We start from the raw sequence: 19,594 nt of genomic DNA, 5'->3' as shown, positions 1-19,594 counted from the left end.
CGTACGGCGGCAAGGGGCCGTGTCGGGGGGTGTCCGCCCGCAGCGGTTGGCGCGTCAACACGAGCACCTCTACAGGCAACCGATTCCGCGCCGTTCCGAGGACGGACACCCCCCGACACGGCCCCGACCCCGACGCAACACAAGGCACACCGCCCCGGCCCCACATGCGCCACGCACACCACAGGTCCAAGCTGAAACTACAAGCCTCCCGCCTCCGGAGGACGAGATGACCGCCACGTACCACCGCCACCCCCACCCCACCCCCGACCTCTTCGCCCTCTCCGACGTCAAGGGCCCGGTCCTGCGCCCCGGCGAAGACGGCTACGCCGAGGAGGTCACCGGCTTCAACCTGGCCGCCCTGCACACCCCCGACGTCGTCATAGGAGCAACCGGCGCCGACGACATAGTCGCGGCGATGCGCTGGGCAACCGCCACCCGCACCCCGGTGGCCGTCCAGGCCACCGGCCACGGCGCCAACTTCCCCATGGCCAGCGGCCTGCTGATCACGACCACCCGCATGACGGACGTACAGATCGACCCGGCCACCCGCACCGCCACAGCCGCCGCCGGCGCAAAGTGGCGCCACGTCATCGACGCTTCAGCCCCCCACGGCCTCGCCCCGCTGACCGGCACCTCCACGGACGCGGGCGTCGTCGGCTACACCCTCGGCGGCGGCCTCCCCGTCCTCGGCCGGGCCTACGGATACGCGGCCGACCTGGTCCACTCCTTCCAGGTCGTCACCCCCGACGGCGCCCTCCGCGAGGTGAACCAGAACACCGAACCCGAGCTCTTCTGGGCCCTGCGCGGCGGCAAGGGCAACGTGGGAATCGTCACGCAGCTGACCTTCGACCTGCTCCCCCTCGCCCGCATTCTCGGCGGCGGCATCTACTGCCCCGGCGAGCACACCGAGCCCCTCCTGCGAGCATGGGCGGACTGGACACGCACCGTGCCGAACGAGATGTGCAGCGCGTTCAGCCTCCTGCGCCTCCCCCCGATCCCTCAGATCCCCGAACCCCTGCGCGGCGGCTTCTGGGCCAGGGTGGCGATCGCATGGACGGGCGACACAGCGGAGGGCGAACGCCTCCTGGCCCCCATCCGCGAGGCCGCCCCCGTGGCGGTCGACATGGTGGAGGAGATGGACCACGCGGCAGTGGACCGCATCTACATGGAGCCCCAGGACCCGCTCCCGGCCCGCGAATCCTGCGCCCTGCTCCGCGACCTGACCCCGGACGCCATCCGCACGTTCCTGGACCAGGTGGGCCCGGACAACCCCGACTGCCCGCTCCTCCTGGTGGAGATCCGCCACATGGGCGGAGCCCTGTCCGACCCGGCGGCGGTCGAGGACGCGATCTGCGCCCGCGACGCGGAGTACTTCCTGGAGACGGTGGCAGTCCTGGCCGCCCCGCCGGCCGCCGAGGCCGTGGAACAGGCCACGACGGCCCTGCAGCGAGCGATGGCCCCGTACGGCACGGGCCGCACGATGGTCAACATCCACGGAACCCCGGGCGACGAAGCGGACCGAGCTCGGGCCTGGACCCCAGAGGTCTACGCCCACCTGCAACAGGCCAAGTCCACCTACGACCCCGACAACCTCCTGCGCTACGGCCACACGGTGACGCCGGCCTGACCGAACCAAGATCAGTCCGCCGTACGCCTCAGTCGTACGCCTCAACACGGTCGTCGTGACGACAAGCCGCGCGCAGGTACTCGTCCGTACGCCTCCGTGAGGTAGTCGTACGCCTCCGTCAGGTAGTCGTACGCCTCCGCCGAGCCCCAGGCCGCCGCTCACTCGGCCGAGTAACCGCATCCCCGGCCTCCAGCGCGGCAGCCCTCCGCCGCAGCCCGAAGTCCGCAAGAGCCTCGGCCAGCCTGTGCACGGACGGCTCGGGAGCCATGACGTCCACCCGAAGCCCGTGCTCCTCGGCGGTCTTGGCCGTAGCAGGCCCGATACACGCGATGACGGTGACGTTGTGCGGCTTGCCGGCGATGCCCACAAGGTTCCGCACCGTGCTCGACGAGGTGAACAGCACCGCGTCGAAGCCTCCGCCCTTGATGGCCTCCCGGGTCTCGGCCGGCGGCGGCGACGCCCGCACGGTCCGATAGGCGGTGACGTCGTCGACCTCCCACCCGAGCTCGATCAGCCCCGCCACCAGCGTCTCGGTAGCGATGTCGGCACGCGGCAGGAACACCCGGTCGATCGGGTCGAACACCGGGTCGTAAGGAGGCCAGTCCTCCAGCAGCCCGGCCGCGGACTGCTCCCCACTCGGCACAAGATCGGGCTTCACGCCGAAGGCGACGAGCGCCTTGGCGGTCTGCTCCCCCACCGCGGCGACCTTGATGCCGGCGAAGGCGCGCGCATCGAGCCCGTACTCCTCGAACTTCTCCCGAACGGCCTTGACCGCGTTCACCGAGGTGAAGGCGATCCACTCGTACCGCCCGGTCACGAGCCCCTTGACTGCCCGCTCCATCTGCTGCGGCGTCCGCGGCGGCTCGACGGCGATCGTCGGCACCTCGTACGGCACGGCCCCGTAGGACCGCAGCTGGTCGGAGAGCGAAGCCGCCTGCTCCTTGGTCCGCGGCACGAGCACCTTCCAGCCGAACAACGGCTTGGACTCGAACCACGAGAGCTGCTCACGCTGAGCCGCGGCGGACCGCTCACCGACCACGGCTATGACCGGCCGCGCACCGTCCGGGGACGGCAGCACCTTGGCCTGCTTCAGCGTCTGGGCGATGGTCCCCAGAGTCGCGCTCCAGGTCCGCTGCCGAGTGGTCGTACCGGCGACGGTGACGGTCAGCGGCGTATCGGGCTTGCGCCCGGCGGAAACCAGCTCACCGGCCGCGGCGGCCACGGAGTCCAGGGTCGTCGAGACGACAACCGTGCCGTCCGAAGCCCCCACCTCCGTCCAGCACCGGTCGGAAGCGGTCCGCGCATCCACGAACCGGACGTCCGCGCCTTCGGCGTCCCGCAGCGGGACCCCGGCGTAAGCGGGCACGCCGACGGCGGCCGCGACCCCGGGAACGACCTCGAAAGGCACCCCCGCGGCGGCGCACGCCAGCATCTCCCCGGCGGCGTACGCGTCGAGCCCGGGATCCCCGGACACCGCACGTACGACCCGCCTGCCGCCCCGCGCGGCCTCCATGACAAGATGTGCGGCATCCCGCACGACGGGGACACCCACGGTTGTTGACGCGCCGTCAACTACCGTTAGTTGAGGCGCGCCTGCGCCCGGAGTCGGACCGGAAGGCCCGGAAGACAGATCCACAGAAGGATCCGAATCCGTGTTCACGACGGCGACACCGGCCCTGGCGTGCGTGCGTACGACGTCGAGCACTTCGTGCCCGGCGACGAGAACGTCCGCGTGGGCCAGCGCCTCGACGGCGCGAAGAGTCAGCAGTCCCGGATCCCCGGGTCCGGCACCAAGGAAGGTGACGTGCCCGTGTTCGTGACCGGCGGCGGGAAGGGTGGTGGGGCTCACTGTGCTCGCTCCCCCATCAGACCGGCCGCGCCCTGGGCAAGCATCTCGGCAGCGAGCTCGCGACCGAGCGCCATTGCCTGGTCGTACGTCTCGGGCACGGGACCGGTGGTGGACAACTGCACCATCCGCGTGCCGTCGGTGGTTCCGACGACTCCGCGCAGGCGCATTTCCTTGACAATCTGCCCGTCGACCTGGGAGTCCCCCCGCTCGAGCGGAGCCGAGAGTGGGGGAAGGTCGGCCAGCGCGCCCACAGGGGCACTGCAACCGGCCTCCAGGGCGGCGAGCAGGGACCGTTCGGCAGTCACGGCGACCCGCGTGAACGGGTCGTCGAGCTCACCGAGCGCGGCGATCAAGTCCGCGTTGTCCGCGGCACATTCGATCGCGAGTGCCCCCTGGCCGGGGGCGGGCAAAATTGTGTCGACCGACAGGAAGTCGGTCACTTCATCACCGCGGCCGATGCGATTCAGCCCGGCCGCGGCCAGCACCACCGCATCCAGCTCGCCGTCGCGCACGAAGCGGATCCGCGTATCCACGTTCCCTCGGATCGGAACCGTCTCGATGTCCAGCCCGTGGCCGCGCGCGTACGCGTTCAGCTGGGCCATCCGGCGCGGCGAACCCGTACCGATGCGCGCGCCGCGCGGCAGGTCGGTGAACTTCAGCGCGTCCCGGGCGACGATCACGTCCCGCGGGTCCTCGCGCAGCGGTACGGCGGCCAGCGCCAGCTGGTCGGGCTGCCCGGTCGGCAGGTCCTTCAGCGAATGAACCGCGAAGTCGACCTCCTCCTTCAGCAGCGCCTCCCGCAGCGCGGTCACGAAGACGCCCGTGCCGCCGATCTGTGCGAGCTGTTCGCGGGAGGTGTCGCCGTAGGTGGTGATCTCGACGAGCTCGACGGGCCGTCCGGTCACCTGGCTCACGGCGTCCGCGACCTGCCCGGACTGGGCCATGGCGAGTTTGCTTCGCCTGGTCCCGAGCCTCAATGCCTTGCTACTCATGCCGGCCCTCGGTTCTTGCTGTTCTCAGGTTCGTCGTCGGCGCGGTCGGCCCGGGAGACGGCGGCCACCGTCTCGGGGTCGAGGTCGAACAGGGTCCGCAGCGCGTCCGCGTACCCGGCGCCGCCGGGTTCGGCCGCGAGCTGCTTGACCCGTACGGTCGGTGCGTGCAACAGCTTGTCGACGACGCGCTTCACGGTCTGGGTGATCTCGGCGCGGTGCTTGTCGTCCATTCCGGGCAGCCGCCCGTCGAGCCGGGCGATCTCGTTCGCGACCACGTCGGCGGCCATCGTCCGCAGCGCGACCACGGTGGGCGTGATGTGCGCGGCCCGAAGCGCCGCCCCGAAGGCCGCGACCTCGTCGGCGACGATCCGGCGGACCTGGTCGACGTCGGCCGCCATCGGGGCGTCGGCCGAGGCGTCGGCCAGCGATTCGATGTCCACGAGCCGCACCCCGACCAGCCGGTGCACGGCCGCGTCGATGTCCCGGGGCATGGCCAGGTCGAGGAGGAACAGGGCCGGTTCGGGCCGCGGGATCTCGGCGACGGGCTCGGGCTTGCGCCGCTCGGGCACCCGGCCGAGGGTGGCCGCGGCGGCGGCCAGCGCGGCGATGGCGTCGGCCTCCTCGGCGGGGTCGAGCACGGTGACGGCACCCGCGGGGGTGGAGGTCTGCTGGCGCTGGGTGCCGTTGTCCACCCAGGCGGCGTGCTGTTCCAGGTCGGCCGCTGCCATCCCGGCCACGGCGGCCTCCCCGAGTACGGAGAACCCGGCGCCGGCCGCCTGCGCGGCCGGCAGGTCCAGCGGGCAGCCGTCCTCGGCGCCCAGGCTGGTGGGCGGGAGCTCGCCACGCCCGGCGTCCGCCACTGCCGTACGACCGGAGCCCGCGCCGGACGGCGACGGCGAAACGGTCCCGCTCTCCGCGACGGTCTCTCCACTGCGGCCCTCGACGGCCGCCGAGACCGCCTCGGCTGTCAGTACCAGGCCCGTCGCCCCCGTACAGGAGACGGCGAGATCGGCACGTGTCAGCTCGACCGGCACCGATTCCATCGGTACCGCGCGGGCCAGCACGTCCGTGTCGTCGCCGTCCATCAGGATCTGGACCAGCCGCTCGGCGCGGTCGGGAGTGCGGTTGGCGACGACGATCTCGGCGACCCCGGCACGCGCCAGCGTGGCCGCGGCCAGCGAGGACATCGAGCCGGCACCGATGACCAGGGCCTTCTTGCCGCGTGCCCACTGCTCGACGGGCGCACCGGCGGACAGCTGCTCCAGGCCGAAGGTGACCAGCGACTGTCCGGCGCGGTCGATGCCGGTCTCGGAGTGGGCGCGCTTGCCGACGCGGAGGGCCTGCTGGAACAGGTCGTTCAGCAGCCGCCCGGCGGAGTGCACGTCCTGCGCCTTGGCGAGGGAGTCCTTCATCTGGCCGAGGATCTGGCCCTCGCCGACCACCATCGAGTCCAGCCCGCAGGCCACCGAGAAGAGGTGGTGGACGGCCCGGTCCTCGTAGTGCACGTACAGATACGGGGTGAGCTCCTCCAGCCCCACCCCGCTGTGCTGGGCGAGCAGCGTGGACAGCTCGGCGACACCGGCGTGGAACTTGTCCACGTCGGCGTACAGCTCGATGCGGTTGCAGGTCGCGAGAACCGCGGCCTCAGTGGCGGGCTCCGCGGCCACGGTGTCCTGGAGCAGCTTGACCTGCGCGTCCGCGTTCAGCGCGGCCCGCTCCAGCACGCTGACCGGGGCGCTGCGGTGGCTCAGCCCGACGACGAGGAGACTCATGCCGGCATCACGGCGGGGACGTCCCCGTCTGGACCCTTGTCGGCGGACCGCTTGCGGGCGGCGGTGTGCGGGACCGCGCCGTCGGCCGCGGCGGCGGCCTCCTCACCGGCCTTGCGCTGCTCGTGGAAGGCGAGGATCTGCAGCTCGATGGAGAGGTCGACCTTGCGCACGTCGACGCCGTCCGGCACGGACAGCACGGTCGGCGCGAAGTTCAGGATGGAGGTGACTCCGGCGGCCACGAGCCGGTCGCAGACCTGCTGGGCGGCACCGGCGGGCGTGGCGATGACCCCGATGGACACGCCGTTGTCGTCGATGATCCGTTCCAGCTCGTCGGTGTGCTGGACGGGGATCCCGGCCACCGGCTTTCCGGCCATCGCGGGGTCGGCGTCTATGAGCGCGGCGACCCGGAATCCGCGCGAGGCGAACCCGCCGTAGTTGGCGAGGGCGGCGCCGAGGTTACCGATACCGACGATCACTACCGGCCAGTCCTGGGTCAGGCCCAGCTCACGGGAGATCTGGTAGACGAGGTACTCGACGTCGTAGCCCACACCACGCGTTCCGTACGAGCCCAGGTACGAGAAGTCCTTGCGCAGCTTCGCGGAGTTGACCCCCGCGGCGGCCGCGAGCTCCTCGGAGGAGACCGTGGGTACCGAGCGCTCCGACAGTGCGGTCAGGGCGCGGAGGTACAGCGGAAGGCGGGCGACGGTGGCCTCGGGAATCCCTCGGCTACGGGTCGCCGGTCGGTGAGTTCGGCCAGTTGCCACGGTGCTCCTGCGGGTAGAGCGGGGCTGCAGGCGGTCACACGTTCCCAGACCGCCCCGTCGAAAGCAGGCTATGTCTTTGTGAACGCGTGCACAAAGATGGTGTCCGATTTGCCCGGCCAACGTGACCGGGGTCACGCGCCCCCGGCGCACCTGTACGGAACCGGCGCACACCCGCCACCGTTCCTCTTCTCTTGGGGGCAAAACCGCACACGCTCCTCTACGATTCCCGCCCCCGAGACCAAGTCGCCGTCGATCCTAAGCGAGGTTCCGGACCACTTGGACTACTCGGTCAGTGCCTTGCGGAGGCGCCCCTCGTCCACGCGCCAGAAGGTGTGCTGTTCTCCGTCGACGAGCACGACGGGGATCTGTTCCCAGTACTGGTCGTGGAGTTGGGGATCCTGGGTGATGTCCTTCCGCTCCCAGGGGACACCGAGATCGGCACACACTTTCTCGACCACGACCTGTGCGTCATCACACAGATGACACCCGGGCTTGCGGACGAGAGTGACGAGCCGGTCCTGTGGGGGCCTCGGAGCGTTGCGCCGAAAGAGGGGAGTCATGTCGGCCATTCTCCCGCCGCCGGGCCGACTCTTTAACGACACGGTCGCCGAGAGTTCACACCCTCCGAACCTCACGACTCCGGAACCACCGAACAAACTGGCTATGCTCACGCCATGGCCGCTCTCGGATGGCTCACTCCCCGTAGGCGCTCCGCCACGGCGCGGAGCGTGTTGGCAGGCGAGGCTTCGGCGGAGGCCGCGCGCAAGTCCTCGCAGGAGACCGCCGGTGAGGAACCGGCGTTCCCGGTGCACGGCGACGCGCACGCCGCCGCCTTCTTCGACCTGGACAACACCGTGATGCAGGGTGCCGCCCTGTTCCATTTCGGGCGGGGCCTGCACAAGCGGAAGTTCTTCGAGACCCGCGACCTCGCGAAGTTCGCCTGGCAGCAGGCGTGGTTCCGGCTGGCCGGCGTCGAGGACCCGGAGCACATGCAGGAGGCCCGCGACTCGGCGCTGTCGATCGTCCAGGGCCACCGGGTCTCCGAGCTGATGTCGATCGGCGAGGAGATCTACGACGAGTACATGGCCGAGCGCATCTGGCCCGGCACCCGGGCCCTGGCCCAGGCGCACCTGGACGCGGGCCAGAAGGTGTGGCTGGTCACCGCGGCCCCGGTGGAGATCGCCCAGGTCATCGCCCGCCGCCTCGGCCTGACCGGCGCCCTCGGCACGGTCGCCGAGTCGGTCGACGGCGTCTACACTGGCAAGCTGGTCGGCGAACCCCTGCACGGCCCGGCGAAGGCGGAGGCGGTCCGCGCGCTGGCCGCGGCGGAGGGCCTGGACCTGACCCGCTGCGCGGCCTACAGCGACTCGCACAACGACATCCCGATGCTCTCGCTGGTCGGTCACCCCTACGCCATCAACCCGGACAGCAAGCTGCGCAAGCACGCCCGCCGGCTGGAGTGGCGCCTGCGCGACTACCGCACGGGCCGCAAGGCGGCGAAGGTCGGCATCCCGGCGGCCGCGGGCGTGGGCGCGGTGGCGGGCGGCACGGCGGCGGCGATCGCCCTGCACAAGCGGCGTCGCTGACACCGGGCGTCACAACAGGTCACGTCCGGCGCGACCGGCCAATCCCGGGGTCGTACCCCGTGACCCCGCTGTCCAGTCCCGTTGGCTGCACACGGCCACAACACGCCCCGGACCCAGACGGAACACGACCTCTTTCGATCAAGAACCGATCACTGACCGGTACCTGATCGGGCGTCATTCGGTTACAGAAGCGACGTAATCGGTGATTTGAGCAACTGCGTGTAGCAGCGCCTGCACTAAGCGTTATTCTCCTCAGACGCAATCCGGTACCCCTTCCGTCGCTACGACGGGTGAACGGTCCCGCACTGCACGTGATGGAAGCTCTGCCTCTGGGAGTCCCGTGTACCCACACGTCGGGGTTGACGCCTCGGGCCTGGCTACGCTGCGCGCAACGGTCCAAGACCTGTTGCGCGGCTTCGTCCCCACCGCGTACGCCGTCCCTGCCCTCGCCGTTGCCACCACCCCCGTCGGCCCGTGCTACGCGCTCGCCGACGGCAGCGCCGCCGTCGGAAGACGAGGGCGTTCGACCGGTGCCACAACCACCCGCCGTCCCGCCGCGGACAGCGACAGCGCCCGCATGATGGATCTTGTGGAGCGCGCTCAGGCCGGCGAGGCCGATGCCTTCGGCCGTCTCTACGACCAGTACAGCGACACCGTGTACCGGTACATCTACTACCGAGTGGGAGGCAAGGCGACCGCTGAGGATCTCACCAGCGAGACGTTCCTGCGCGCACTGCGCCGGATCGGCACGTTCACCTGGCAGGGCCGCGACTTCGGCGCGTGGCTCGTCACCATCGCCCGCAACCTCGTCGCCGACCACTTCAAGTCGAGCCGTTTCCGGCTGGAAGTCACCACCGGCGAGATGCTCGACGCCAACGAGGTCGAGCGTTCCCCCGAGGACTCCGTCCTGGAGTCCCTCTCGAACGCCGCCCTCCTCGATGCCGTACGACGGCTCAACCCCCAGCAGCAGGAGTGCGTGACACTCCGCTTCCTCCAGGGGCTCTCCGTCGCCGAGACCGCCCGCGTGATGGGCAAGAACGAGGGTGCCATCAAGACCCTCCAGTACCGCGCCGTGCGCACGCTGGCCCGGCTCCTCCCGGAAGACGCCCGCTGACAGAACACTCTCGGTAATACCCAACTCGCAGTCCGTGAAAGTCCGTTGACTTCCCGATCCGCTCGTCCGCCGTCCGTAACCCAAGTGCCACGCCGCTCGTTGTGCGGGATGCAGGCTCCCTGTGGTCACTCCCTGGCCGACTTCGATCACTCGATCGAGTGCTTGTGGTCAGGGCGTGCAACCCTCAGGACCCCCTGGGGAGTCGACCGTCTTGACGAGAGGAGGTGCCGCCAGTGATCGCGAACGTATCGGCGCACCGGCGGGCGAACGCCTTCGCCCAGGCCCTGGAGGAGCAGTCCGGCCAGGGCACGGCGGCCGAGCAGTCCGAAGGACCACCGCCGTCCCCGGCTGCTGCGGAACAGACCGAGCAGGGCCGCCTCATGGCCCTCGCGACCGGTCTCGGCGAGCTGCCCAAGCCACAGCTGGACCCCGCGGTCAAGGTCGTCCAGCGGGCCCAGCTCGTGGCCGCGATGGAGGCCATGCTGCTGGAGGGCACCGCGGGAGGCGAGGCAGGCCCCTCGGTGCCGGAGCAGCACTCCCGGTCCCGTGGCGCCCACCGGGCGAGCCCACTGGGCAAGCTCCGACCGCGTTCCCGGCTCACCAAGGGCCTCGCCGCGGGCGGACTCAGCGTCGGTGTCGCCGCCGGCGCGTTCGGCGGAGTCGCCGCGGCGAGCTCGGACGCCCTGCCCGGCGACTCCCTCTACGGCCTCAAGCGAGGCATCGAGGACTTCAAACTCACCTACATGTCCGACGGGGACGACGAGCGCGGCGTGGCCTACCTCGACCAGGCCTCCACCCGCCTCAGCGAGGCCCGCCGACTGATGGAGCGCGACCGCGGCGGCCCACTCGACCACGAGTCCCTCGGCGAGATCCGCCGCGCCCTGTCCGGCATGACCCACGACGCCTCCGAGGGCCACCGGCTACTGACGGCGGCGTACGAACGCGACCCGGACTCCCTCGGCCCCATCCAGGCCCTGGACACCTTCTCGCGCTCACACCGGGAGGTCTGGGGCGCGCTCCGCGACCGGCTGCCCGTCCAGCTCGGTGACGTCAGCCAGCAGGTGTCGTCGGTCTTCGACGCCATAGACGAAGAGGTCGCCCCGCTCCAGTCCCTCCTCCCGAAGCCGCCGGCCCCGGGCGGCGGCAACGGTCAGCGGCAGGGCTCCGGATCGGCATCCTCCGACACGTCGACCGGTTCCGGCCGTTCCTCGGCGCCCAGCACCGGCGACGGCGGCTCCCCCGACGGCAGCGGCACCGGCAGCAACAGCCCCAGCAGGCCGACCGGCTCCGGCACCGAGGACGACGGCCTCCTGGGCGGCAACACCGGCGGCCTCCTCGACCCGCCCGAGAACACCGGCAGCGCCTCCCCGCCCACCACGACACCGCCCACCCAGCCCGACGTCACCGTCCCGCCGCTCCTCCCCGGCCTGCTGCCCGGCCTGGGCATCGACCCGGGGGACGCGGAGTAGTCCGTACGACTGACGGGGCGCCCTCCTGAGGAGGGCGCCCCGTTTGTCGTACACCGGTTTCCGTCAGCTTTCTCAGAAGAAGACCGACCGACGCTGCACCAGCAGCTTGTAGAGCGTGTGCTGGATCTGTTCGCGGACCTGGTCGGTCAGGTTGAACATCAGCATCGGGTCCTCGGCGGCCTCCGGCGGATAGCCGTCCGTCGGGATCGGCTCCCCGAACTGGATGGTCCACTTCGTCGGCAGCGGGATCCCACCCAGCGGGCCCAGCCACGGGAAGGTCGGTGTGAGCGGGAAGTACGGGAAGCCGAGGACCCTCGCCAGGGTCTTGGCATTACCGATCATCGGGTAGATCTCCTCGGCCCCGACGATCGAGCACGGGATGATCGGCGTGCCCTGGCGCAGCGCCGTCGAGACGAAGCCGCCGCGGCCGAACCGCTGGAGCTTGTAGCGCTCGCTGAAGGGCTTGCCGATGCCCTTGAAGCCCTCCGGCATCACCCCGACCACCTCGCCCTGGGCCAGCAGCCGTTCGGCGTCCTCCGCGCAGGCCAGGGTGTGGCCGAGCTTGCGGGCCAGCTCGTTGACCACCGGCAGCATGAACACCAGGTCCGCCGCCAGGAGCCGCAGATGGCGGTTGGCGGGATGATGGTCGTGGACGGCGACCTGCATCATCAGGCCGTCCAGCGGCAGCGTCCCGGAATGGTTGGCGACGATCAGCGCCCCGCCCTCCGCCGGGATGTTCTCCACGCCCTTCACCTCGACCCGGAAGTACTTCTCGTACACCGGGCGCAGCAGGGACATCAGGACCTGGTCGGTCAGTTCCTCGTCGTAGCCGAAGTCGTCGACCTCGTAGTCACCGGTGAGGCGGCGGCGCAGGAAGGCGAGGCCGCCCGCGATACGCCGCTCGAGCCCGCCGTGCGTGCTCTCGTCCTGCGGCGGCTGGGGCAGCTGTTCCTCACGGGTCACAAGACCATCATCCTGCGCGGGCGACCTGCTGGGCAGGGGCTGGACCTCACGGACCTGCGCCGATTCCGTGCCCTTGCGCCGGCTGCCCGCGCTCCGGCGTCGCGGCGGGCGCTGCGCGGCGCTCCCGCGGGACCGGTCGTCGTCGAACGGAATGACCTTGGCGTCCGCCATCGTTGATGCGCTCCTCAGTTGGCGCTCTGCGTCGGGGGGTGGCCGCTGCCCGCCAGCGGCAGCGCGGCGATCCGGTCGACGGCCCCCGCAAGGGCCTCCGGCGGCAGAAGTCCCGGTCCGCGACTGCGCGCGAACTCCGCGAACGTCTCCGCCGTCGTGTACTTGGGCTTGAACCCGAGCGTCTCACGCATCTGGGTCGTCGCCACGACCCGGCCGTGGGTGAGCAGCCGGATCTGTTCGGGCGAGAAGTCCGTCATACCCAGCGTACGCACCAGCGATCCGGCCCAGGTGACCGCGGGAAGCAGCAACGGCACCGTGGGCCGCCCCAGCCGCCGCGAGCACTGCGACAGCAACAGCACGCCGTCCCCGGCGATGTTGAAGGTCCCGCTGTTGAGCGTGCCCCGCTCCGGTTCGTGCGAGGCGATCCGCAGCACCTCGATCACGTCGTCCTCGTGCACGAACTGCAGCCGGGGGTCGTAACCCAGCACGGTCGGCAGGATCGGCAGCGAGAAGTACGCGGCGAGCGGGGTCTCCGCGGTCGGGCCCAGGATGTTGGCGAAGCGCAGCACACACACGGCGACGTCCGGCCGCCGCCGGGCGAACCCGCGCACATATCCCTCGACCTCCACCGCGTCCTTGGCGAATCCGCCACTGGGCAGCGACTTCGGCGGGGTGGTCTCGGTGAAGACGGCGGGATCGCGCGGCGCGGATCCGTACACGTTCGTACTGGACTTGACCACGAGCCGCTTCACGGTCGGCGACTTCTGGCATGCCCCCAGCAGCTGCATGGTGCCGATGACGTTGGTCTCCTTGACGGAGGTCCGGCTGCCGCTGCCCAGCGCGGTGCCGGTGACGTCCATGTGGACGACCGTGTCGGCGGCCGTCTCGGCGAGCACACGCGCTATCCCGGGCTGCCGGATGTCGGCCTGGATGAAGTCGGCGCCGCCCAGGTGGTGCTCGGGCGGCACCGCGTCCACGGCGACCACCCGGTCCACCTGAGGGTCACGCTGGATGCGTCGTACGAAACGGCCCCCCAGTTGGCGAGCCACTCCGGTCACGAGCACGACCTTGCCCAAGATCAGCGCCTTCCTTCCAGCCCATCCGGCACACGTAGCCTGCCGCGTTCCCCGTGTGCGGCCAACCTAGCGGGTTGATGTTGCGCTGTGATGACTACCCAATGCAAGAAGTGACGACATCAAGCCTCCGAGTGACGAACCAACCCCCGGACGCGGGTACGCCGACACGCGTGTGGCCCCCCACCATCATGGGTGGGGGGCCACAGAACACGCTCTCGCGGTGTCGCTTACTTCTTGTTGCGACGCTGAACGCGCGTGCGCTTGAGCAGCTTGCGGTGCTTCTTCTTGGCCATCCGCTTGCGCCGCTTCTTAATAACAGAGCCCACGACTACCCTCGCTCACTTCTCATCACTCGGTGCTGGGCGCCATGGGCCCATACGACCTACGAGGGGCTAGCCTACCCGCCCGAGCGCTGAGGTCGTAATCGAGGGGACCGGGGTGACCCCATACTGCCCTGAAATCCCCCCGGCCCGCCCGTCGTCAGGCTGTTTCCACCCCCACATAGCTCTCACGCAGGTACTCGTGAACCGCATTCTCCGGGACGCGGAAGGACCGCCCCACCCGGATCGCGGGCAGATGACCGCTGTGCACCAATCGGTACACGGTCATCTTCGACACTCGCATCACCGAGGCGACTTCCGCCACGGTTAGGAACTGAACCTCGCTCAGAGGCCTCTGCTCAGCAGCCATGACACACCTGAACCTTCCGCACTCGACGGCCACCGGCTTCCCCTTCCGGTGACTCTTCGTCGCTGCGTGCTCACTCCCCAATGTAGGGGCGGGTGATGCAAGTGGGGAAGAGGTGCACCCATCGGCGGCCTACTGTGACAGACACGCTCGATTGAGTACGTAGCGGGTCAGCGGCCGGTAGTAATCAGACCGCACAGCGTCATCAAGTGGAACGACGACGGACACGACCCCCTCCGCCTCCCCCACAAAGAGCGCGGGGTCATCCGTATCCGCCAGCCCAATGGCCTCACACCCCAGCTGACCTGCTCCGCAGACCCACCCGTGGTCTCCGATGACGAGCTCGGGAAGTGGCCCGCCGGCATCCGCGGCCGCCGCCAGCGCCACCCGAACCGGGAGCGGCGAGTGCGTGTGTGCGCCGGTCGCACAACCGGAGCCCGGCACGCCCGGTTCCCGCACCAGCGCGACTCCTCGTACGTAGTCAAGGTTGTACGTGCGTAGACCGAACCGGGTCGTTATGTCGACAGAGTGACCCTGCGCCGGGGTGAGGACGGTACATCCCGCCGCCGACAACGCGTCCGCCAAGGCGGCGTAGAAGCCGAGCAGTCGATGGGGGTGTCCGGTCCCGAGAAGGACGGTCGCGTTGCGTCGGGCGGCCGCCTCGATGCGTTCGGCGAAGGCATCCAGAGCAGCCAGCGTCCGCTCGGGATCGATCACATCATGGCCTTCAACATGCCGAGGATCGCCCGAAACGCCACACTTGTCCGCCATCAATCCGATCAAATCCCGCTGCCCCCAAGACCACTGAGGATCAAGCCCGATCAGCACGCGAGGATCCCGAGCGGCGAACAACCGATAACTCCGCAGACTCTCCTCCCGCGAGGTCGCCACCTTCCCAGCCAACCCCGCGGCAAGCAGATGGGCACGCAGCGCCCCGACGCTCAACACGCTGCGATGCTGACGGAAATCCCCCGCCACCGCGACCCGAACACCCAAACACCGCACACTCGGCGTAACCCCCACGGACCCCGCCCGACCCGAACCGGAGAGGGCTCAGGGACTGCGGTCTCCGCCGACGCGCCGGGCGGTGCCTGCGGGGGGGGAAGAGGACCAAGCCTCCGTCCGGACGCGCAAAACCGGGCCCCGGTCGCCGGGAATGCAGTCCCCCGCCGAGACTCGGAAGCCCAGCCCCGCCAGCAACACAGCGGCCTTCCACCGGCCAGGAAAGCCAAGCCCCGCCGCGAGTCCAGGAGCCCAGCCCTCTCGGGTCCAGGAGCCCAGCCGCCCGGTCCAGGAGCCCAGCCGCCCGGTCCAGGAGCCCAGCCCCCCCGGTCCAGGGGCCCGGCCGCCCCACGCCGGCCCAGGGCCCAGCCCCACGCGGGCCCAAGCGCCGGCCCAGCCCACCAGGAGTCCCGGAGCCCAACCCCACCCGAGTCCAGCGCCGCAACCCCAGGCGGGGTCGAAGGGGCAGCGCCCCTGGGGAGGGGACGGGTGGGGACGGCGGGGGCGAGAAGAATCCCGCGCCAACCCCCACCACCCCCGCCCAACCCTCACCACCTACGCCAACAACCCCCGCAACGGAAACACCGCCCGCCGAGCCGCCACCACCGCCTGGTCCAACCGGTCCGCAGGGTCGTACCCCGCCTCCCAGTCGGCCCACTCCACCGGCCACCGCCCATCAGTCATCCGCCCCGGCCCCAACTGCCGAGTCCGAGCGAACACTTCCTGCCGCCACCCCTCAGGAATCACCGCCGTAGGCTCCACCGCCCGCCCCGCCGCAATCCCCACCAGATGAGTCCACGACCGCGGCACCACGTCCACCACCGCGTACCCGCCCCCACCCAGCGCGACCCACCGCCCGTCGGCGTACTCGTGCGCCAGGTCATGACAGGCGACCTGCACAGCCCGCTGCGCATCAAGAGACACGGCCAGGTGAGCCAGCGGATCCTCGAAATGCGTATCGGCACCGTGCTGAGTCACCAGCACCTGCGGCCGGAAGTCGGCGATCAGCTCAGGCACCACGGCGTGGAACGCCCGCAACCACCCCGCATCCCCGGTCCCCGCCGGCAACGCGACGTTCACCGCCGCCCCCGCCGCGGACTCCGCCCCCGTCTCCTCCGGCCACCCGGTCTGCGGAAACAACGTACGAGGATGCTCATGCAGCGAAATCGTCAGAACCCGCGGATCCTCCCAGAACGCCGCCTGCACCCCGTCCCCGTGATGCACGTCGACATCCACATAGGCGACCCGCGAAGCCCCGAGCTCCAGCAACCGGGCGATGGCGAGCGACGCGTCGTTGTAGATGCAGAACCCCGACGCACCCCCCGGCATCGCATGATGCAACCCACCCGCGAAGTTCACGGCATGCAGCGCGTCCCCCCGCCACACAGCCTCCGCGGCCCCCACCGACTGCCCGGCGATCAGCGCGGACACCTCGTGCATCCCGGCGAACGCCGGATCATCCATGGTCCCCAGCCCGTACGACCCGTCTGCCGCCCCGGGATCCACGGAAGCCGCCTTGACGGCCTCGATGTAGTCCTCCCGGTGAACCAGCCGCAGCGTCGAATCGCCGGCCGGCTTGGCGGCCACGACCGCCATCTCCCGATCAAGCCCGAAGGCCTGGACAAGCCTCCAGGTCAGGGCCAGCCGGACCGGATCCATCGGGTGCTCCGGACCGAAGTCATAGCCCGTTACTGCCTCGTCCCACATCAGCTGTGCGCGGCCGCTCATGCCCGCCACCGTATCGGTCCGGTTGAGCGGCGAACGACCGGGCGTACACCAGCGTCACCAGCACCAACACCATCGGCACGAGCATGGCCCCGCGATAGGTCCAGGCGTCCCCCAACGCCCCCACCAACGGCGACCCGACCAGGAACCCGACGTAGTTGAAGACATTGAGCCGAGCCACGGCCGCATCGGACGCCCCCGGGAACAACCGCCCCGCCGCCGCGAAGGTCTGCGGCACCAGCACACACAACCCGAGCCCCAGCAACGTGAACCCGAGCATCCCGACCCACGGCCCGGGCGCCACCGCCACCACGCCGAACCCGACGGCCGCCACCAACGCCCCCAGCCGCACGACCACGACCGCCCCGAACCGCCGTACCCCGAGGTCCCCGAGGGCCCGCCCCACCAACGTGGTCACCATGTACACGTTGTACGGCACGGTCGCCAGCTGCTCACTGCTCCCCAGCACGTCCTGCAGATACTTCGCGCTCCAGTTGGAGACGGTCGAGTCCCCGATGTACGCGAAACACATCACCAGACACAGCGGCAGCAGCAACTTGAAGGCGAGAGCCCCGCCCTCGCCCTTCTCCTCCACCACATCGGCGTCCCCGCCCCCGTCGACGTACCACCGGCTCCCCACCAGGGCAGCCGGCAACAGCACCAGCACCACCGGCAGATACGACACCCACAACGCGAGATGCCAGTGCGCCCCCACCCAGGCGAGCGAGGCCCCCAGAATCCCGCCCAGGCTGTACACGGCATGGAAACTGAGCATGATGCTGCGCCCGTACGCCCGCTGCAGACTCACCCCGAGCATGTTCATCGACGCATCCAGCGCACCCACGGCGAGCCCGAAGGCGGCGAGCGACACGCCCAGCTCGACCATCGACTCCCCCGCCCCCACTCCGAGCAGGGCCAGGAGCACGACGGGCTGGGACCAGCGGAGCACCCGGCTGGGCGGTATTCGCTTCACCAACTGCTCGGTACTCACGCTCCCGACCCCGGCGAGGATCGGCACGGCCGCGAGAAACGCGGGCAACAACGCGTCGGAGACCCCGTATCGGTCCTGGATGGCCGGGATCCGCGTCACGAGCAGGGCGAAGGCGACACCCTGCGCGAAGAAGCTGAACGCCAGCGAGGCCCTACCGCGCCGCAGCACATCAGTCATGGCGGCGAGCGTAGGGCCCCGGCGTACTCGTGGGTAGATCCAGCCAAAGATGAGTTTCCCTCAGCTTTACTTCGTCACCGGGCGACACCCAACCGGACGCCTCCAGAACCTCGGCCTCGCAGCCCTCACCTCGGCACTTCGACTCCGCTTCGAGCATCGCCGCCATGGGCCCGGCAGCAAGCGCCCCGCTGACGACGAACCCCACCACCATGGCGACGATCACGAGGACGGTCCCGAGCCACACCATCGTGTCCACCGGCAGCGTGTACGCCCCCACGATCCGCACCACACACTCCGCGAGCAACACCACACCCCACACCACGGAGAAGACCCGCTCGAACCGCCGAAAGGCAGTAGACCCGCCCTGCAACCGCGCCCAGGCGGCCTCCCGCCCGGCGTCCCCCTTCACCAGCCACGGCTTCATCGCCGCGGTCATCGCCGGCTTCCCCAGCAGTACGGAGACCAGCACGCCGATCCCCACCGCACTGCTGACGCCACTGTCCTTGACCAGCATCAGCCGCGGATCGCCGGCCACGAGACCGAGCAGCAACCCCACCACGTTCACGGAGAGAATCAGCGCGGCCAGCCCGTTGACCGCCCGCTCCCGGACCGCACTCCACCCGGTCCGCACGGCCGGCACCGCACAACTCCAGCCGAGCGCACCGAGCGTGCTCATCCCGAACCCGTTCTTCAACAGGTAGTACGACCCGACCGGCACCGCCACGTCGACGACGAGCGGCGCAAAGGCGTTCTTCTTCGTCATGCCCTCAGCTTCACGGCCGCCCCTCGACACCGGTAGAAACGAACGTCCGTACCTCGGCATGACAAATGTCAGACCAACAGGCCAGCCAACTCCCCCATGTCCGAGAAGAGTTGAGTGGCCCCTGCCAGCCGGTCGGCAGGAGTCATGGCGGTGAACCCGTACACGTCCATCCCGGCCGACACAGCCGCCCGCACCCCCAACGGACTGTCCTCGACCACGACACACCGCTCGGGCGCGACCCCCATCCGCTCGGCCGCGTAAAGGAACAGATCCGGTGCCGGCTTCCCCCGCCCCACATCCTGCGAACTGAAGACCCGCCCCTCCTCGAACCACCGGTCCAGCCCGGTTTTTTGATGCCCCACCCGAATCCGCTCATGGCTCCCGGAAGAGGCGACACAGTACGGCACCCCGTCCGCAGCCAGCTTCTCCAGCACCCCCACGGCCCCGGCCACGGGTTCCAGCTCCCGCTCGAAGGCCGCGAACACCCGCCCGTGAAAGACGTCGTCGAAGTCCCCGGGAAGCCGTCTCCCCGTGCGCTCCCGAACGAGGTCGTGGATCCGATGCATCGCGGAGCCCATGTAGTCCCGGATGGAGTCCTCGTACGACGTCGGGTGCCCGAGCTCGGTCAGATAGCCGGCCAGGAGCCGGTTGGAGATGGGCTCGCTGTCGACGAGGACACCGTCGTTGTCGAAGATGACTAGGTCATAGCGCATGCCCCGACCCTAAACGACCCGGAAAAACAGAAAACCCCCGCGCCAATGGCACGGGGGTTTTCTCAAAAATTGTTCGGCGGCGTCCTACTCTCCCACAGGGTCCCCCCTGCAGTACCATCGGCGCTGTAAGGCTTAGCTTCCGGGTTCGGAATG

The 19,594-nt window shown here is 70.1% G+C and carries 18 protein-coding genes and 1 rRNA gene; 4 read left to right on the top strand and 15 right to left on the bottom strand.

Annotated elements, in window-relative coordinates:
- Positions 1-226 precede the first annotated feature (226 nt).
- A complete protein-coding gene (locus ACFWWR_RS45615; protein ID WP_384310196.1) occupies positions 227-1,627 on the top strand; it encodes an FAD-binding oxidoreductase in 1,401 nt (466 codons plus the stop codon).
- Positions 1,628-1,745: 118 nt separating this feature from the next.
- On the opposite strand, the gene ACFWWR_RS45610 is transcribed toward ACFWWR_RS45615, so the two are convergent.
- The 5 genes from ACFWWR_RS45610 to ACFWWR_RS45590 form a co-directional block, all read right to left on the bottom strand.
- Complete coding sequence (locus ACFWWR_RS45610; RefSeq protein ID WP_383875890.1) at positions 1,746-3,476, bottom strand: uroporphyrinogen-III synthase; 1,731 nt, start codon at positions 3,474-3,476, stop codon at positions 1,746-1,748.
- The gene (gene hemC, locus ACFWWR_RS45605; RefSeq protein WP_383875892.1) at positions 3,473-4,468 is read right to left on the bottom strand and encodes a hydroxymethylbilane synthase; all 996 of its coding nucleotides are present in this window, start codon (positions 4,466-4,468) and stop codon (positions 3,473-3,475) included. Before hemC ends, ACFWWR_RS45610 begins: the two co-directional genes overlap by 4 nt.
- The gene (locus ACFWWR_RS45600; RefSeq protein ID WP_383875894.1) at positions 4,465-6,240 is read right to left on the bottom strand and encodes a glutamyl-tRNA reductase; all 1,776 of its coding nucleotides are present in this window, start codon (positions 6,238-6,240) and stop codon (positions 4,465-4,467) included. Before ACFWWR_RS45600 ends, hemC begins: the two co-directional genes overlap by 4 nt.
- Entirely contained in the window at positions 6,237-7,004 is a 768-nt protein-coding gene (locus ACFWWR_RS45595; RefSeq protein WP_383875896.1) for a redox-sensing transcriptional repressor Rex, read from the bottom strand. Before ACFWWR_RS45595 ends, ACFWWR_RS45600 begins: the two co-directional genes overlap by 4 nt.
- A gap of 281 nt (positions 7,005-7,285) precedes the next feature.
- Complete coding sequence (locus tag ACFWWR_RS45590) at positions 7,286-7,573, bottom strand: glutaredoxin family protein (protein ID WP_384310194.1); 288 nt, start codon at positions 7,571-7,573, stop codon at positions 7,286-7,288.
- Between the two features lie 105 nt (positions 7,574-7,678).
- Here ACFWWR_RS45590 and ACFWWR_RS45585 point away from each other — a divergent pair, with 105 nt between their 5' ends.
- The 3 genes from ACFWWR_RS45585 (at position 7,679) to ACFWWR_RS45575 (ending at position 11,173) form a co-directional block, all read left to right on the top strand.
- Positions 7,679-8,590, top strand: a complete 912-nt coding sequence (locus tag ACFWWR_RS45585) for an HAD family hydrolase (protein ID WP_383875900.1) — start codon at positions 7,679-7,681, stop codon at positions 8,588-8,590.
- Positions 8,591-8,930: 340 nt separating this feature from the next.
- The gene (locus ACFWWR_RS45580) at positions 8,931-9,704 is read left to right on the top strand and encodes an ECF subfamily RNA polymerase sigma factor, BldN family (protein ID WP_383875902.1); all 774 of its coding nucleotides are present in this window, start codon (positions 8,931-8,933) and stop codon (positions 9,702-9,704) included.
- A gap of 233 nt (positions 9,705-9,937) precedes the next feature.
- Positions 9,938-11,173 (top strand): DUF5667 domain-containing protein, encoded by a 1,236-nt coding sequence (locus ACFWWR_RS45575; RefSeq protein ID WP_384310192.1) that lies wholly within the window; start codon positions 9,938-9,940, stop codon positions 11,171-11,173.
- Between the two features lie 72 nt (positions 11,174-11,245).
- On the opposite strand, the gene ACFWWR_RS45570 is transcribed toward ACFWWR_RS45575, so the two are convergent.
- The 10 genes from ACFWWR_RS45570 to rrf form a co-directional block, all read right to left on the bottom strand.
- Positions 11,246-12,307 carry a lysophospholipid acyltransferase family protein gene (locus ACFWWR_RS45570; RefSeq protein WP_384310189.1) on the bottom strand — a complete coding sequence of 354 codons (1,062 nt, stop codon included), beginning with the start codon at positions 12,305-12,307 and terminating at the stop codon, positions 11,246-11,248.
- Between the two features lie 14 nt (positions 12,308-12,321).
- The gene (locus ACFWWR_RS45565) at positions 12,322-13,383 is read right to left on the bottom strand and encodes an NAD-dependent epimerase/dehydratase family protein (RefSeq protein WP_383875907.1); all 1,062 of its coding nucleotides are present in this window, start codon (positions 13,381-13,383) and stop codon (positions 12,322-12,324) included.
- Positions 13,384-13,610: 227 nt separating this feature from the next.
- Positions 13,611-13,709 (bottom strand): 30S ribosomal protein bS22, encoded by a 99-nt coding sequence (locus ACFWWR_RS45560; RefSeq protein ID WP_003948845.1) that lies wholly within the window; start codon positions 13,707-13,709, stop codon positions 13,611-13,613.
- A 154-nt stretch (positions 13,710-13,863) separates the two neighbouring features.
- Entirely contained in the window at positions 13,864-14,073 is a 210-nt protein-coding gene (locus ACFWWR_RS45555; RefSeq protein WP_016437488.1) for a helix-turn-helix domain-containing protein, read from the bottom strand.
- A gap of 129 nt (positions 14,074-14,202) precedes the next feature.
- Positions 14,203-15,018, bottom strand: a complete 816-nt coding sequence (locus tag ACFWWR_RS45550; RefSeq protein ID WP_383875909.1) for a phosphatase — start codon at positions 15,016-15,018, stop codon at positions 14,203-14,205.
- Positions 15,019-15,627: 609 nt separating this feature from the next.
- The gene (locus ACFWWR_RS45545) at positions 15,628-16,800 is read right to left on the bottom strand and encodes an acetoin utilization protein AcuC (protein WP_383875910.1); all 1,173 of its coding nucleotides are present in this window, start codon (positions 16,798-16,800) and stop codon (positions 15,628-15,630) included.
- Positions 16,751-17,965 (bottom strand): MFS transporter, encoded by a 1,215-nt coding sequence (locus ACFWWR_RS45540; RefSeq protein WP_384310186.1) that lies wholly within the window; start codon positions 17,963-17,965, stop codon positions 16,751-16,753. Before ACFWWR_RS45540 ends, ACFWWR_RS45545 begins: the two co-directional genes overlap by 50 nt.
- Positions 17,958-18,728, bottom strand: coding sequence for a VC0807 family protein (locus ACFWWR_RS45535; RefSeq protein WP_384310184.1), 771 nt, complete (start codon positions 18,726-18,728; stop codon positions 17,958-17,960). Before ACFWWR_RS45535 ends, ACFWWR_RS45540 begins: the two co-directional genes overlap by 8 nt.
- A 68-nt stretch (positions 18,729-18,796) precedes the next feature.
- Positions 18,797-19,441 carry an HAD family hydrolase gene (locus ACFWWR_RS45530; protein WP_384310181.1) on the bottom strand — a complete coding sequence of 215 codons (645 nt, stop codon included), beginning with the start codon at positions 19,439-19,441 and terminating at the stop codon, positions 18,797-18,799.
- 71 nt (positions 19,442-19,512) lie between these two features.
- Positions 19,513-19,594: ribosomal RNA gene (rrf, locus tag ACFWWR_RS45525) — 5S ribosomal RNA — on the bottom strand; the annotation flags it as partial.

The organism is Streptomyces sp. NPDC058678 (assembly GCF_042714835.1).
In the GTDB taxonomy this organism is placed as follows: Bacteria; Actinomycetota; Actinomycetes; order Streptomycetales; family Streptomycetaceae; genus Streptomyces.
This window is presented reverse-complemented; position numbering and strand designations above follow the sequence as displayed.

Bases quoted from the DNA above. Each gene is read 5' to 3' on its own strand.
- ACFWWR_RS45615 (WP_384310196.1), top strand. From the start codon at position 227: ATGACCGCCACGTACCACCGCCACCCCCACCCCACCCCCGACCTCTTC.
- hemC (WP_383875892.1), bottom strand. From the start codon at position 4,468: ATGAGTAGCAAGGCATTGAGGCTCGGGACCAGGCGAAGCAAACTCGCC.
- ACFWWR_RS45600 (WP_383875894.1), bottom strand. From the start codon at position 6,240: ATGAGTCTCCTCGTCGTCGGGCTGAGCCACCGCAGCGCCCCGGTCAGC.
- ACFWWR_RS45590 (WP_384310194.1), bottom strand. From the start codon at position 7,573: ATGGCCGACATGACTCCCCTCTTTCGGCGCAACGCTCCGAGGCCCCCA.
- ACFWWR_RS45585 (WP_383875900.1), top strand. From the start codon at position 7,679: ATGGCCGCTCTCGGATGGCTCACTCCCCGTAGGCGCTCCGCCACGGCG.
- ACFWWR_RS45570 (WP_384310189.1), bottom strand. From the start codon at position 12,307: ATGGCGGACGCCAAGGTCATTCCGTTCGACGACGACCGGTCCCGCGGG.
- ACFWWR_RS45555 (WP_016437488.1), bottom strand. From the start codon at position 14,073: ATGGCTGCTGAGCAGAGGCCTCTGAGCGAGGTTCAGTTCCTAACCGTG.
- ACFWWR_RS45545 (WP_383875910.1), bottom strand. From the start codon at position 16,800: ATGAGCGGCCGCGCACAGCTGATGTGGGACGAGGCAGTAACGGGCTAT.
- ACFWWR_RS45540 (WP_384310186.1), bottom strand. From the start codon at position 17,965: ATGACTGATGTGCTGCGGCGCGGTAGGGCCTCGCTGGCGTTCAGCTTC.
- ACFWWR_RS45535 (WP_384310184.1), bottom strand. From the start codon at position 18,728: ATGACGAAGAAGAACGCCTTTGCGCCGCTCGTCGTCGACGTGGCGGTG.
- ACFWWR_RS45530 (WP_384310181.1), bottom strand. From the start codon at position 19,441: ATGCGCTATGACCTAGTCATCTTCGACAACGACGGTGTCCTCGTCGAC.